This window comes from Candidatus Palauibacter australiensis, assembly GCA_026705295.1.
Taxonomy (GTDB): Bacteria; Gemmatimonadota; Gemmatimonadetes; order Palauibacterales; family Palauibacteraceae; genus Palauibacter; species Palauibacter australiensis.
The window spans coordinates 12,400-26,719 of sequence record JAPPBA010000130.1 but is presented as its reverse complement, the minus strand read 5'-3'; the positions used below and the strand labels follow the sequence as shown (position 1 = coordinate 26,719).

The 14,320-nt window shown below is 69.6% G+C and carries 13 protein-coding genes; 7 read left to right on the top strand and 6 right to left on the bottom strand.

Going from position 1 to position 14,320, the window contains the following annotated elements; all coding sequences use genetic code 11:
- Positions 1–2 precede the first annotated feature (2 nt).
- From OXN85_10430 to OXN85_10420, 3 genes are read left to right on the top strand one after another with little or no spacing between them, the layout of a single operon-like run.
- Positions 3–1,754, top strand: a complete 1,752-nt coding sequence (locus OXN85_10430; GenBank protein ID MCY3600370.1) for an amidase family protein — start codon at positions 3–5, stop codon at positions 1,752–1,754.
- A complete protein-coding gene (gene tesB / locus OXN85_10425; GenBank protein ID MCY3600369.1) occupies positions 1,751–2,716 on the top strand; it encodes an acyl-CoA thioesterase II in 966 nt (321 codons plus the stop codon). The genes OXN85_10430 and tesB overlap by 4 nt, the downstream gene beginning before the upstream one ends.
- On the top strand, positions 2,713–3,774 hold the full coding sequence (locus tag OXN85_10420) for a peptidyl-alpha-hydroxyglycine alpha-amidating lyase family protein (GenBank protein MCY3600368.1): 1,062 nt from the start codon (positions 2,713–2,715) through the stop codon (positions 3,772–3,774). The genes tesB and OXN85_10420 overlap by 4 nt, the downstream gene beginning before the upstream one ends.
- 36 nt (positions 3,775–3,810) lie before the next feature.
- Here OXN85_10420 and OXN85_10415 read toward each other — a convergent pair whose 3' ends face one another.
- The 3 genes from OXN85_10415 to OXN85_10405 form a co-directional block, all read right to left on the bottom strand.
- A complete protein-coding gene (locus OXN85_10415; protein MCY3600367.1) occupies positions 3,811–4,881 on the bottom strand; it encodes a carboxypeptidase-like regulatory domain-containing protein in 1,071 nt (356 codons plus the stop codon).
- Positions 4,882–4,904: 23 nt separating this feature from the next.
- A complete protein-coding gene (locus tag OXN85_10410; GenBank protein ID MCY3600366.1) occupies positions 4,905–5,900 on the bottom strand; it encodes a carboxypeptidase regulatory-like domain-containing protein in 996 nt (331 codons plus the stop codon).
- Between the two features lie 76 nt (positions 5,901–5,976).
- Positions 5,977–7,302, bottom strand: coding sequence for an aminotransferase class III-fold pyridoxal phosphate-dependent enzyme (locus OXN85_10405; protein MCY3600365.1), 1,326 nt, complete (start codon positions 7,300–7,302; stop codon positions 5,977–5,979).
- Between the two features lie 108 nt (positions 7,303–7,410).
- Here OXN85_10405 and OXN85_10400 point away from each other — a divergent pair, with 108 nt between their 5' ends.
- Complete coding sequence (locus tag OXN85_10400) at positions 7,411–8,379, top strand: aldo/keto reductase (GenBank protein ID MCY3600364.1); 969 nt, start codon at positions 7,411–7,413, stop codon at positions 8,377–8,379.
- A 38-nt stretch (positions 8,380–8,417) separates the two neighbouring features.
- Here OXN85_10400 and OXN85_10395 read toward each other — a convergent pair whose 3' ends face one another.
- A complete protein-coding gene (locus tag OXN85_10395) occupies positions 8,418–9,563 on the bottom strand; it encodes an isoaspartyl peptidase/L-asparaginase (protein MCY3600363.1) in 1,146 nt (381 codons plus the stop codon).
- 150 nt (positions 9,564–9,713) lie between these two features.
- On the opposite strand from OXN85_10395, the gene OXN85_10390 reads away from it, so the two are divergent.
- The 3 genes from OXN85_10390 (at position 9,714) to dapB (ending at position 11,199) form a co-directional block, all read left to right on the top strand.
- Entirely contained in the window at positions 9,714–9,944 is a 231-nt protein-coding gene (locus OXN85_10390) for a ribbon-helix-helix domain-containing protein (protein MCY3600362.1), read from the top strand.
- Between the two features lie 3 nt (positions 9,945–9,947).
- Positions 9,948–10,358, top strand: coding sequence for a PIN domain-containing protein (locus tag OXN85_10385; GenBank protein MCY3600361.1), 411 nt, complete (start codon positions 9,948–9,950; stop codon positions 10,356–10,358).
- Positions 10,359–10,422: 64 nt separating this feature from the next.
- Positions 10,423–11,199 carry a 4-hydroxy-tetrahydrodipicolinate reductase gene (dapB, locus tag OXN85_10380; protein MCY3600360.1) on the top strand — a complete coding sequence of 259 codons (777 nt, stop codon included), beginning with the start codon at positions 10,423–10,425 and terminating at the stop codon, positions 11,197–11,199.
- Positions 11,200–11,232: 33 nt separating this feature from the next.
- On the opposite strand, the gene OXN85_10375 is transcribed toward dapB, so the two are convergent.
- Positions 11,233–12,258 (bottom strand): hypothetical protein, encoded by a 1,026-nt coding sequence (locus tag OXN85_10375; GenBank protein ID MCY3600359.1) that lies wholly within the window; start codon positions 12,256–12,258, stop codon positions 11,233–11,235.
- 47 nt (positions 12,259–12,305) lie between these two features.
- Positions 12,306–14,300, bottom strand: coding sequence for a CocE/NonD family hydrolase (locus OXN85_10370; protein ID MCY3600358.1), 1,995 nt, complete (start codon positions 14,298–14,300; stop codon positions 12,306–12,308).
- Between the last annotated feature and the right edge of the window lie 20 nt (positions 14,301–14,320).

The window sequence follows — 14,320 nt, the reverse complement described above, 5'->3', positions numbered from 1 at the left end:
CCATGAAGTCAGTGCCAAGCGCCCACACCCGCGCCCTGGGGGCCGGAGTCCGGCCGGGACGCGTCCTGCCGGTGAGCGTCCTGCTGGCCGTCCTTGCGGTGGCGTGCGGCGGGCCGGCGTCCGAGGCCGAGCCGTTCGACGTGGTGGAAGCGACGATTCCGGAGATGCGGGCGGCGATGGAGAGCGGGCGGGTCACGTCGCGGCAGATCGTCATGGAGCACCTGGCGCGGATCGCGCGCTACGAGTGGCAGCTGAACGCGGCGGTCTCGGTCAACCCGAACGCGCTCGCGGAGGCGGAGGCGCTCGACGCGGAGCGGGCGGCGGGCAACGTGCGCGGGCCGCTGCACGGCATCCCGGTCGCGCTCAAGGACAACATCCACACGACGCACATCCCGACGACGGGCGGATCGCTCGCCTTCGAGGGGTATTTCCCGCCGTACGAAGCCACGCTGACGACGAACCTGCGCGAGGCGGGCGCGATCATCATCGCCAAGGCGGGGCTCACGGAGTTCGCGAACTTCATGGCGGGGCCGCCGAACCAGATGCCGGGCAACTACAACGCCCTCACGGGTTACGGCCTCAACCCCTACGACCCGCGCCGCGACCCACGGGAAGGCCGCAACGACGGGCGTCCGGCGCTTACCACGGGCGGCTCCAGCTCGGGGATCGGGACGGCGGCGAGCTTCTGGTCCGCGAACGTGGGGACGGACACGGGCGGGTCGATCATCAGCCCCTCGAACGCGAACATGCTCGTCGGCATCCGGCCGACGATCGCGCGCGTCAGCCGCTGGGGCGTGGCGCCGGTGACGCTGGACCACGACATGGCGGGGCCGATGGCCCGCACAGTGACCGACGCGGCGATCATGCTCGGGGTGATGGAGGGGGCGGAGCCGGACCCGAACGATGCGGCCACCGCGCGGTGCGAGGCGCCGGCGGGCCGCGACTACACGCCGTTCCTGAACGCGGCTGGGCTGGAGGGCGCTCGGATCGGGATCCCCCGGGCCTTCTACTACGAGCCGGTGGAGGTCGGAGGCGAGACGGTCGGCGGCCTCCGCGACGAGGCGGCGGCGCTCATGGCCGAGGCCATCGCGGTCCTCGAGGCGGCGGGCGCGGTGGTCGTGGACCCGGCCGAGATCCCCAGCTTCGTCGATCCGGACCCCGATGCGAACTTCAACACGTGGCCGCTCTGCATCGGCGGGCACCAGGCGAAGGGCTCGGACGCGGGATGTTCCGTCAACTTCAAGTACGGGATGAAGCGCGATTTCGACGCGTGGCTCGCATCGCTCGGGCCCTCGGCGCCGGTCGGGACGCTGACCGAGCTTCGGGAGTGGAACCTCGCGAACCGGGCGGCCGGGTCGATGAAGTACGAGCAGTCGCGCTACGACATCTCCGACGAGATGGACGTGGAGGCGGACCGGGCCCGGAACGCGGCGGACATGGCGAAGGACTCGCTTTTGAGCCAGGCGCGCGGGATCGACGCGGTGCTCGACGAGTACGACCTCGACGCGATCTTCACGCCGGGGAGCCGGGGGGCCGCGCTCGCGGCACGGGCGCAGTACCCGCACATCGTCGTGCCCTTCGGCTTCGTGCCCAACGCGCCGACGCCGGCCTTTCCCGAGGGCTTCGACGCCCGGCCCGCGCCGTTCGGCATCGGGTTCACAGGCGCGGCGTGCAGCGAGCCGCGGCTCATCGAACTCGCCTACGCGTTTGAGCAGGCATCGCTGCGCCGCGTGCCGCCGGAGCGCTTCCCTTGACCTACGCCGCGCGGGACCTGGTCGATCTGTTCGACCTCGAACCGGTCGAGCGGAACATCTATCGCGGGCAGAACCGGGACATCGGCTCGGGCCGGATCTTCGGAGGACAGGTGCTCGCCCAGTCGCTCGTGGCGGCGCGCCGGACCGTCGACACCGAGGACCGCTCCGCCCACTCGCTGCACGGATACTTCATCCTGGCCGGCGATCTGGAGATCCCGGTCGTCTACTTCGTGGACCGCCTGCGCGACGGACGGAGCTTCACCACGCGGCGCGTGACGGCGATCCAGCACGGCCGCGCGATCTTCAACATGTCCGCCTCCTTCCACAAGACGGAGGACGGCATCGAGCACCAGGAGACGATGCCGGACGTGCTGCCACCGGAGGCGCTCGAGTCCGAGATCGACATCATACGGCGGCAGGCCGGCCGCGTCCCCGAGCCGCTCCGCTCCCTGCTCACGCAGGACCGGCCGCTCGACCGCCGCCCCGTCGCCCCGCTCGACCCGTTCCGGCCGAAACCCGACCGGCCCGTCCGGCGCGCCTGGATCCGGACGGTGGGAGAGCTGGGCGATGACCCGCTCGACCACCAGGCCGTGCTCGCCTACGCCTCGGACTACGGGCTCCTGCGCGCCGCCCTCGTGCCGCACGGGCGCACGTTCTTCGACCGCGACCTGATGGGCGCCTCGCTGGACCACGCGATCTGGTTCCACCGTCCCTTCCGGGTCGACGACTGGCTCCTGTACGTGACGGAGAGCACGGTCGCGAGCGGCGCGCGGGCCTTCACGCGCGGGAGTTTTTTCACGCGGGAAGGGGCGCTGGTAGCCTCGGTCGCCCAGGAGGGGGTGATCCGCACCGGCGGCCGGCCCGCTCCTGCCGACGGGCCCGCTCCGGCGGAAGGGCCCGCTGCGGCCGAGGAGCCTGCGCCGGCGGAAGGACCCGCAACCGATGAGGGAGATGACACATGACACGACGAACCACACAACTCGGCATCCTTCTCTGCCTCGTCGCGGTCAGCGCGGTCGCCGCGGCGTGCGGCGGCTCCGGCGACGAAGGCGGCGCCGCGAACGCGGACGACGCGGCGCCGGAGCTTGAGCCCGTCAACGAGCTGCCCAACCCCTATGAGCGCCTGGAACCCTGGGCGGAGCTACCCCCAGGCGCGGTGCAGTGGGGGCAGGTCACGGGCGTCGAGCAGGGACCCGACGGCCATCTCTACGTCATGCACCGCTGCTTCGAGAACAGCTGCGCGGACCGGCCCGAAGATCCGATCGTCAAGTACGACATGTCCGGGCGGGCGCTCGATTCCTGGGGGGCGGGGCTCTTCAACTATCCGCACGGGTTCCACATCGACCACGAGGGGAACGTCTGGGCGACGGATGCCCGCGGAAACGGAGAACTCGGGCACCAGGTGTTCAAGTTCAGCTCCGACGGGGAACTCCTGCTCACGCTCGGGCAAGCCGGCGTCGCGGGTCTCGGTCCCGACGTGTTCAACCAGCCGACGGATGTCCTCGTCCTTCCCGGCGGCGACTTCCTCGTCATCGAAGGTCACGGCGAAGGCAACGATCGCGTCGTGCGCTTCAGTCCGGAAGGGGACTTCCTCGACGCATGGGGAGGACCGGGCTCGGGGCCCGGCCAGTTCAGCACGCCGCACGCCATCGCCCGGGATTCGCAGGGACGAATCTTCATCGGGGACCGTGCGAACAACCGCATCCAGATCTTCCTCGAGGACGGGACGTTCCTGGAGGAATGGAAGCAGTTCAGCCGCCCGAGCGGGATTTTCATCGACGAGGACGACACGATCTACGTCGCGGACTCCGAGAGTTGGGGGCCAAACAACCCTGGCTGGAAGAAGGGGATCCGGGTCGGGAGCGCCCGCGACGGGTCGGTCTCGTACTTCATCGAGGACATCGAGTCCACGACGATTGAGCACAGCGGGGCGGAAGCCGTGGGCGTGGATTCGGAGGGCAACGTCTACGGCGGTGTCGTGCGGCGCCGCATGCTCGAGAAGCACGTGCGGGTGAGGTAGCGGATCGCCCCGACGACGCGGGGGACCGCGGCCCGGCTACTTCGTCCAGATCACGACGGCGCCGCAGCGCGCATTGTATCCGCCGAACTCCGGCGGCAACTCGCCGGCCCCCTGGTATACTTCGATGCCGCCGACCTCCACGGGCAACACGAGCGAGTCCAATTCTCGAACCGGAATCGGAGAACCATCGAGATAGGCGCTGAGTTCGCAGCCCCCGGGCGTGAATCCCCCGGCCGCTCTCGAACTCTCAACCCAGCAGTCGCGGAACCCGGAGCCGGGGCATCGAAGGCGGATGCCGGGCGCATCGGCGAGCATGTGCGAGACGCGGAGCGGACGCCGGCGGTCGATGTCCTCCACCGTGAAGTACGTGCCCCCGCCGATGAGTTCGCCGAAGTACTTGCGGTCGTAGAACCCGTTGATCTCCAGCCGTCGCGGTCGAGTGGCGGTCACGACGAGCGGTTCCATCTCCACCGGTGCGGGCACAAGGCCGATCTGGAGTTCCGTGCTCAATCCGCGGACCACCGTCACCGGATAGCGGAGGGAAGCGTAGCCGATCCTTTCGACCTCGAGCAGGTGTTCCCCGCCGGGCACGCCGGTGAGGGCGAACCGGCCCTGGCGGTCGCTCTGGACTTCGGCCGGTCGTCCGACCAGCGACACCGTGGCCGTGGCCACCGGATCCTCCGTCGACGCATCGAGCACGCGGCCCACGATTCTCCCCGGTTCGGTGTCTCCGAACAGGACGCGCAGGTGGACTTCGACCGGCGTGCCGGGTTCGAAGACGACCGTCGCCTCCGCGCTCGAATCATCCCCGAACTCCGCCCATAGCGTCGCCGCGGACACATCGGCGGGAACGCAGACCGAGAAGCGTCCGTCCGGCCCGGCGGGGTCGCGCAGAGGCCTGAGCACCTGATCGCTGGTCCAGCGCAGGACGACCGTGGCCCCGGGCAGGTTGAGGGCCCCGGATTCCTCCGTGACGAGGACGTGAAGCGACGCCCGCTCGCCGCACTCCGCCGCCTCCTGCCCCGCGGCAGAACCGGCCGCCGCGGCCAACTGCGCGAGAACCATGGGCGCCACGGTTGCCGCCCCTCGAACGGTCCGGATGGTCATGTCCCGACTCCCGTGAAGAAACACTACCTGGTCCAGGCGACGACAGCGCCGCATCGGTTGCGTTCGTCCCGGAAATCGGCCGGCACGCCCGCCAGTCCCGTGTAGACCTCAAGTCCGGCGATCTGGGTCGGCACCACCACTCCGCCGATGCCGGATATGCGCAGGGGGATGCCGTCAACATATGTGGCCACCGGACAACCCTTCCAGCCCATGAGCCCCGTTGTGTTCACCAGCTTCACGCCCCGCTGGCGGATTTCCGGAATATGGTCCTCGATAAAGCGGCCGACGGTGCTCGGCCTCCAGCGCTCGATGTCGTCCGCGGTCAGGAACGTGCCGACGCCGAGCATTTCGCCCCGCAGCTTGCGTTCGTAGAAGCCCGTGACCTCCAACTGGCGCGGCCGCGTGGCCGTCGCCACCTGCGGGTCCATCTCCGCAGAAGTCGGGACGAGGCCGATCTCCATTTCCGTCGTGAGACCGCGGTGCACCGTCACCCGGTGGCGCAGCGGCGCGTAGCCCGGGCGCCGAACCCGCAGTTCGTGGGCCCCGACGGGTAGACCGCTCAGGACGAACCGGCCCCGGCCATTCGTCTCGACGGCCGCCGTCCTCTCGGAGATGGTCACGGCCGCCGCGGTCACGGCATCCTCCGTTACGCCATCATTCACCTGGCCGACGATCCGTCCTGTCCCCGCCGGGCCGGCCAGGATCCGCAACTCGACATCCGTCGTCGCTCCAGGCTCGAACCCGACGACCGCCTGTTCGCTCGATCCGTCGCCGAACTCGGCCCAGAGGGTCGCCTCCCGCGAGTCGTCGGTAACGCACAGTTGGAAGCGCCCATCCGCTCCGGCGGAACCGCGCACCGGCGTGCGCTCGGCGACCGTCCAACGAAGGACCACCGTTGCTCCTGGCGCGCGCACGGTCCCCGACTCATCGGTGACGAACACACTCAGCAGAGCCCCGTCCCCGCAGTCCTCTCCCTGCTGCGCCTCGACGGAGCCGGCGCCGACCGCCAATGGAACCACCAGCCACGCCGCTATCGCCCGTCGGCGTCCCGAATTCAGGTCGTAACCCATACCTGTCCGCAGTCGTTATCCGGGTTCATTCAAGGGCCGCGTCGATGGCGGCGGCGTGCCTTCCGAGGAAGGCGTCGAATGCCGCGACCAGCGCGTCGCAGTCGTCGTCGTCGTGCGCGAGCGAGACCGTGACGAACCCCCGGCGGGCGACGTAGAACCCGGCCAGCAGCATCTCGAGCTGGAAGAGGTCGCGGGCCGCCACCGGCGTATGGGCGACATCGGCGCGGCGGCGGATCGGCCTCCGCTGGAAGTGGACCGTCATGATCGAACCGCGGCCGGTCACCTGCACGGGCGCGTCCCTCGCCGCCGCGACCCCGTTGAGGGCGGCGCGCAGGGCGTCTCCCCGCACCGTCAGCCGGCGCACTGCGTCGGGAGTGAACACGTCGCGCAGCCCCGTGAGGCCCGCGGCCATGGTCAGCGAGTTGTTGTTGTGCGTGCCGGGGTGGCTCAGATGGTTCTCCCGGCGCGGATCGAAGCGATCCATCAGGTCCGCCCGCCCCCCGAAGGCGCCGAAGGAGGCGCCGCCCCCGAGGTACTTGCCGAAGGTCGTGAGGTCGGCGTGGATGTCGAGCGCCCCCTGCAGGCCGCCCGGAGCGAGCCGCGAGGTCTGGACCTCGTCGAAGATCAGCAGGACGCCCGCCCGGCGCGTCGCATCGCGCAGCGCGTTCAGAAACACCCGGGTCCCGGGGATGCACCCGCCGCCCGCAAGCATCGGCTCGACGAGCACGCAGGCAAGTTCGGTCGCCCGTTCCGCGATGAGGGATCGCGCGGATTCGGCATCGTTGTAGTCCGCAACCGTCCACGGGAACGGCACGTTGAGGCGCCGGTCCGGGCCGGTGAAGTTCAGGGGTCCGCCGTGGTAGGCGCCGTCGAACGCGAGCACGCCCTCCCGGTAGGTCACGGCGCGCGCGAGGCTGACCGCCATGAGGTTCGCCTCGGTCCCCGAGTTCGTGAAGCGCACGCGCTCGACGGACGGGAAGCGCCGGCAGATGAGTTCGGCGAATTCCTGCTGGTTCGGGCTCGGCCCGCCGAGCGTCAGGCCCCTCCCCGCCGCCTCCGCGATGGCGTCACGGATGGCGGGGTTCGAGTGGCCGTAGAGCCCGGCCGTGTAGTCGTTGAGGAAATCGACGTAGACGTGCCCGTCGAGATCGTGGAGCCGCGAGCCTTCGCCGCGGACGATGGTGACGGGGAACGGGTCGTAGTGGTTGACCGTTCGTGTGTCCGCCCCCGGCAGGTAGTTCGTCGAGCGCTCGAAGCTCGCCTGGCTCAGGGGATTCGCGGCCGCGTAGCGGGCCGCAGCGTCGGCCGCGAGTTCCTCCAGCGTCCGCGTCCGGACCGGGCCGGTCGTCATCGGTTCCATCCCCCGCTGAGGTTCTGCTACGTTGCCGGCGCCGCCCGGTGTGCCCCGGGTGAGCGGGCGTTCCCGGCCACGGACTGCTAGGGAAGGATACGAAAGAACGTGGAGAGACGAAAACTCGCCCATACCGACCTCGAAGTGTCGCGTGCCTGCATGGGCACGATGACGTTCGGGTCGCAGACCGATGTGGAAGCCGCGGCGGCGATGGTGGAGCTGTGCTTCGAACGGGGCGTCGACTTCTTCGACACCGCGAACGTCTACAACCAGGGACGGTCGGAGGAGATCCTGGGAGAGGTCCTCGGGGACCGGCGCGGGGAGATCATCCTCGCGAGCAAGGTGTGCAATCCGATGGGCGACCCCGTCGATTACACCGGCCTCTCGCGCGACGCGATCCGCCGCGGGATCGACGAATCCCTGCGGCGGCTCGGCACCGACTATCTCGACGTCTACTACCTGCATCTGCCGGACTACGAGACGCCCATCGAGGAGAGTCTCGCCGCGCTGGAAGAGCTTCGGGTCGAGGGGCTCATCCGCTATCCGGCGACGTCCAACTACAGCGCGTGGCAGATGTGCGAGGTGTTCTCCATCTGCGAGCGCGAGAGGTGGGCGAAACCGTGGATCGCGCAACCCATGTACAACCTCGCGGCGCGCGGGATCGAGCAGGAATACCTCGCCTTCACGCGTCGCTACGGGATCTCGAACGTCGTCTACAATCCGCTCGCGGGCGGGCTCCTCACCGGAAAGCAGAGGCCGGGAACGCCGCTGCCGGGGACGCGCTTCGACGGCAACCGCATGTACCTGGACCGCTTCTGGCACGACGAGTACTTCCGCGCCGTGGCCGAGGTCGAGGCCATCGCCGGGGAGGCGGATCTGACGCCGGTGCAACTCGCGCTGGGCTGGCTGCGGGCGCAGGAGGGCGCGGACTGCATCATCGTCGGCGCCTCGCGCATGGAGCACCTCGAAGAAAACCTCGACGCCTTCGACGCGCCCCCGCTCGACGCCGAGGTGCTCGCCGCCTGCGACGGCGTGTGGGCGCGGCTGCGCGGACCGACGCCCGCCTACAACCGCTAGCACAGCCCGAGGGCGGCGCGAACTACCCCGGGACGCCGTTACGCGTCGCGGGGCGAGCCCTCCAGCAGACCCTCGAACGGGCGCTCCTCGGCGCCGTTCTCGCTGCAGACGGCGTAGTGCGTCTCCGCCGAGCCGTACAGGGCGACGCCCGCCGTCTCCCCCTGCTTGTTGAGCAGGAAGAAGCGGACGTCGAAGCTCGGCAGGCCGCGCGCGTTGAGGAGTCTGGATTCCACCGTGTTCGACCGGATCCGCTCCAGGGTGGCCATGCCGGCATCGAGCGGGCTCATCCCCTGGCGCATGAACTCGACGGCGAGGAAGGACGAGAGGTTGTACAGGTTCGCTTCGCCCCGGCCCGTCGAGCCGACGGCGCCCACGTCGTTGTCCACGTACAGGCCGGCGCCGAGGATCGGGGAGTCGCCGGTACGCCCGGGGATCTTCCACGAGAGGCCGCTCGTCGTCGTGACGCCGCAGATGTCCCCTTCCGCGTTCACCGCGTTGCAGTTCGTCGTCCCCCAGAAGGAATGGGCGGGGATCAGGCCGTCGTCGACCATCGAGAGCCCGGCTTCGAGCCGCTTGCGGGGGTCGAGCCAGTGGCCCGGATCGATCCGCCGACGCCATTCGAGCCACAGGGCGCGCGACGCCTCCGTGTTGAGGTCGTCCTCGATCTCGAACCCGAGTTGGCGCGCGAACGCCTGGGCGCCGGCCCCGACGAGGAGGTGGTGGTCGGTGAGTTCGGCCACGGCCTTCGCGACGAGCGACGGCGTACGAACGCCCTCGAGCGCCGCGACGCCGCCGGCCCAGCGCCGGGGTCCGTGCATGCAGCAGGCATCGAGCTGGACGACGCCGTCCGCGTTGGGCAGCCCGCCGTAGCCGATCCCCATCTCCGTCGGGTCGCTCTCCGGGATGTTCACACCCGCCATGAGGGCGTCGAGCACGTCCTCGCCCTCGACGATGCCGCGGAAGGCGCGTTCCACCGAGCTTTCGGGTCCGCCGTTGGTGAAGCGGATCCCGCTGAGGTCGGAGACGACGATGGGGCGGGCGGCCCGCGAACGGTGGACGGCGGGAGCCCCGAAGCCGTCGGAGGCCCGGGAAGGGCGGCGCTCGGCGGCCAGAGCGGCGGGCGTGGCGGCCGCGGCCAGGCCCGCGGCGGAAGTTCGAACGAAGTCTCGACGGTCCATGCTCATGGTCTCATCCCCTTCTCAATCCTCTTCTCAATCCTCGGTCGGAGGGCTCGCGCTACGCTCAACATACGATGGTCCAAATGGCCGCGGACGTGAGCCCATGTTATCATGATCAGAGATGGAGATAACAGGAGACTGGGGAGTGGATGCCGCATGATGATTCGGACGCAGATTTCGGTAGACCGCGAACTCTACGAGCGCGTGAGGGAAGCCGCACGGCGGGAGGGGATTTCAATCGCGGAACTTTGCCGGAGAAGTCTGGCCGCAACGCTCTCAAGACTGCCCGACGAGCAGCCGTGGATGGCCTACCTCGGGACGGTCGACGGGGAACCGGGCGACAGCGCCACGGTCGATGAGGTGGTCTACGGGCGGGCGACGCCGTAAGCCTTGAAGGGACGAAAGGTGTTTCTCGACACCGGCATCCTCATCGCGGCCCTCAACCGGCGGGACCAGTACCACGCGCAGGCGCGTGCGCTGTTCGGCGGGCCCGTGCCGCGCTGGCACACTTCGGTGCTCGTCTGGTCGGAGGCCTATTCCTGGTTCCTGCATCGCCACGGCGAGGAACAGGCCCGTGCCTGCCGCCGCCTCCTGGACAACCTCGACGGGCTCGCAGTGCTCGAGGGAACATCCCGGCTCCACCGTGACACCTGCCGGATCCTCGACCGGCTCAGGGGGGCCCGCCTGACGTACGTGGACGCGTCCAGCCTTGCCCTGATGGAGCGACACGAGATCGGGATTGCCTGGGCGACGGATCATCACCTGGGCCTCACCGGGGCGGAGGTGTTCCCCCGGTCGTGAGCCGCAATCGGCGCCGCGCGTTCCCGCGGGAACGTCGGGAGAGCCGCCACTGGACGGAGCGAAGATGAGCATTCGGGTCTGCGTGGGAGGAGCGACGGGGTGGACGGGCGAGAGTGTCGTGGCCGCCATCCTCGAATCGGACGAGTTCGAACTGACCGGGGCCGTGGCGCGGCGGACGGCGGGACAGTCGGTCGGGGCCGTGCAGATCACGGCCAGCGTGGCGGAAGCGCTCCGCGAGCCGGCCGACGTCTACATCGACTACACGCACCCGAGCGCCGTGTACGCGAACGTCATGTGCGCGATCGAGGCGGGCGTGGCCGCGGTCGTCGGGACCTCGGGGCTCACCGGCCGGGAGTACGGGCAGATCAACGAGGCCGCGCGCGCGGCGGGCGTGGGCGTGATCGCCGCGGGCAACTTCTCGATCACGGCCGCGCTGCTGAAGCACTTCTCCGGGATCGCGGCGCTCCACGTGCCGCACTGGGAGATCGTCGACATGGCGTCGGCCGGAAAGCCCGACGCCCCCAGCGGCACCGCACAGGAACTCGCGGAATTCCTGGGGACGGTCGCAACGAACGAATTCGGGCGGCCGGTCGAGGACACCCTGGGATCACGGGAGGCGCGCGGGGCCACGATCGGGGGCGCGCAGGTCCACTCGCTACGGCTTCCGAGCTACGTCATCTCCGTGGAATCCATCTTCGGTCTCCCCGGAGAACGGCTCTCGATCCGGCACGACGCGGGGTCGAGCGCCGAACCCTACGTGGCCGGCACCCTGCTCGCTGCGCGGCTGGCGCCGGAACGCGTGGGCCTCACGCAGGGACTCGACCGCCTGCTCTTTGGGTAGAGGACGGGCGGAGACGTTCCCGCGGGAACGTGTTCAGCCTGCCGGGCGGTTGGCGACGATCGCGATCCGGGAGCCGTCGGGGCTCACGGCGAGGCGGGTGATGCCCTCGACGCCGAGGTCCAAAAAGTCGGCGATCTCCGTCCAATCGGAGCCCTCCGACCAGGCGAAAAGCCGACCGCCATCTCCCATCAGGATCTCGCCCTCGGGCGTCCACGCGTAGTCCTCGCGACCGGGGATCGTGCGCACGATCCGCTCGCTGGTCCCGGCGGCCGGATCCAGGCGCTCGATCCACCACTCCTCGTCCGAGACCTTGCGCACGAAGGAGATCGCCTCCGTCCCCGGAACGCGATGGATGGAGCGGCCGGGGCGCTCCGCCACGATCCGGATCTCGCCCGTCAGCGCGTCCCCGACCTGGAGCGTGGGCGGACTGCCGAGGATGAACATCGCGACGACGTGCTCATTGGCCCACGCGTGGTATCCCACAGGCTCGGCGGTGGCGAAGATCGGCCCGATCGATTCGCCGGAGAGTTCGTAGCGCCACAGGTACTGTTTTCCGCGGATCTCGTGGATCGCGGAGAAGGCGTCCTGCCCCGGGATCTGCAGCGCCGAGAACTCGCTCGCCTCCTCCGTGTGCGTCAGTCGCTCGGAGGCGCCGGGCTCGGTCCCGGATGCCGCCGCGAGCCGCATGATCTCGGTCTGCCTGCGGTCCAGCGCCACGGTGTGGAGGATCGCCGAACCGTCCAGCAGGAAGCTGGGCTGGTTGTCGTACGCGTCGCGGTCCGTCGCCCGTCCCAGGTCGGGGATCGACACCGCGCCGCCTTCGCGGACGAGCGTCCCCATCCAGATGTCGGTGGAGGGAGAGCCCGCCGCCGTCGGCGTGTAGTCCGCGGGCGCCGGCCCGATCTCCGGCATCGGCCCGTCCGGCGGCTGCAACGGGAAGAGGAGAGCCTCGTCGGAGCCGCCAACTTCCTCGTCGCTCCGGCTATCCGGCGCGCAAGCGATCCCGGCCGAGAGCGCAACCGCCAGCGTCGTCGCGGTTCGCAGAGTCATTCGTGCCATGCCTTCCTCCTGGGGGTCTTCCGGTTACGGGGATTGGGGTCTTCCGGTCACGGGGATTCCGGCAGGACGCCGAGGATCACACGCGAGGGGTGCTCCGCCGAGCGGTAGACGGTCTGGGTCGCGGCCTGGTAATCCCCCGGCGTGGCGCGGTACGTGTCCACGAAGGTCTGCGGGTTCCGGTCGTACGCGGGGAACCACGAACTCTGGACGTGGACCATGAGCCGGTGCCCGGCCTTGAAGGTGTGGAAGCGGTCCCGGAGGTCGATCTCGATCCGCGTAATCTCTCCCGGCACCATCGGTTCGGGGTTCTCGAGGTCGTTCCGGAATCGGCCGCGCATGATCTCGCCCGCGAGGTGCATCTGGTAGCCGCCCATGGGGACGTCGCAGTTGCCGCTCGGCGGCGCGCCGTCGGGGTAGACGTCGATCAGCTTCACGATCCAGTCCGAGTCCGTCCCCGTCGTGGAGACGAAGATCTCGGCCCCGATCGGGCCCGCGATCGTGAGGTCCTCCTCCAGCGGTTCGGACTGGTAGACGAGGACGTCCGGGCGCTCCGAGGCGAACCGCTGGTCCTCCACCTTCCACAGGTGGCCGAGCGTCGTGCGCTCCTCGGCGGAGAACGGCACCGGATTCGCCGGATCGCTCACGTAGGTATCGGCTGGCGAGTCCGCGGCCGAGTCGGCGGTCCGCGTCGGCGGCTCGAAGGCCAGCGTCCCGTCCGGCCCCAGGTACAGGCTCACCGGCGTGACGTCGGCCGGCGGCCAGGAGTCGTAGGCGCGCCACTCGTTCGTCCCCGTGAGGAAGACGTTTGCCTCCGTCGCGTCCCACGTCCCCTCGTCCTTCAGGTGATATTCGAAGAAGGGGAACTGGAACTCGCGCTGGAAGTGGTGCGAGGTCTTCGTGTCGAAGGCGATGCAGCCGAGGAAGTCGCCGTCCATGCGCGCCCAGCCGCCGTGCAGCCAGGGACCGACGACGAGCGTGTTCTCGAGCCCGGGGTTCTCCGACTCGACGGTTCGGTAGATGGACATCGGGCCGTAGAAGTCCTCGGTGTCGAACCAGCCCGCCACGTTGAGCGTCGCAGGGCGGACGTCGTCCAGGTAGCGGAGGGCGTTCTGCCGCTGCCAGAAGTCGTCGTAGTTGGGGTGCTCGATGAAGTCGCGCCACGCCGGCACGTCGCCGTGGAAGTAGAGTTCGTCCACCGTGGCGGCGGATCCGGCGTTGAGGAAGAAGTCGTAGCCGGAGGTCGTGCCGTAGTCGAAGCGGGCCCCGCGCGTGTCCGTGGGGCCGTCGCGCCGGCGGGCGTTCCCCGACAGCCACGAGAAGGCGTACATGATCCGGAAGGCCCCGTTATGGTGCCAGTCGTCGCCGATGAACATGTCCGATGGCGAGGCCTGGGGCGACGACGCCACGAGTGCCGGGTGGGCGTCCACCATTCCCATCACGGTCTGCCAGCCGGGGTAGGAGATCCCCCACTGTCCGACGCGCCCGTTGTGGTTGTCGACGTTCGCGAGCAGCCACTCGATTGTGTCCCAGTTGTCCGTGATCTCGTCGGTATCGGTGGGCCCGCGGGGTTCCGGCGCGGGGGCGCGGATGACCTCGAACTCTCCCTCCGACCTGAACTGCCCGCGCACGTCCTGGAAGGCGAAGATGTACGCGGAGCGGTCGAACTCCCGTGACGGCCCGAGCGGGTTCCGATACTGGCCGGGCTCGTAGGGACCGATGGAATAGGGCGTTCGAAAGAGGAGGATGGGATATTCGCGCGAGCGGTCGAGCGGCTCGTAGACGAGCGTGTACAGTGCGATCCCGTCCCGCATCTCGACCATGTACTCGGACTTCTCGTAGTTCGCCGCGAGATACTCGTGGTGTGCAGCGGCGACGGCTTCGGCATCGGTGGGGGCGGCGGCGGTCTGGGCCGAGGTCGGTGGCGGCGCGTCCGTCGCGTCTTCCGGCGCCCCGCACCCCGCTGCGAACGGCGCGACCGCAAAAAGCACCACCGCCCAGGGCGGGCTCCTGAATCGACGGTCCAGCCGGTCCGGTCGCGTCATGTCATTCTCCATCTTTCGCG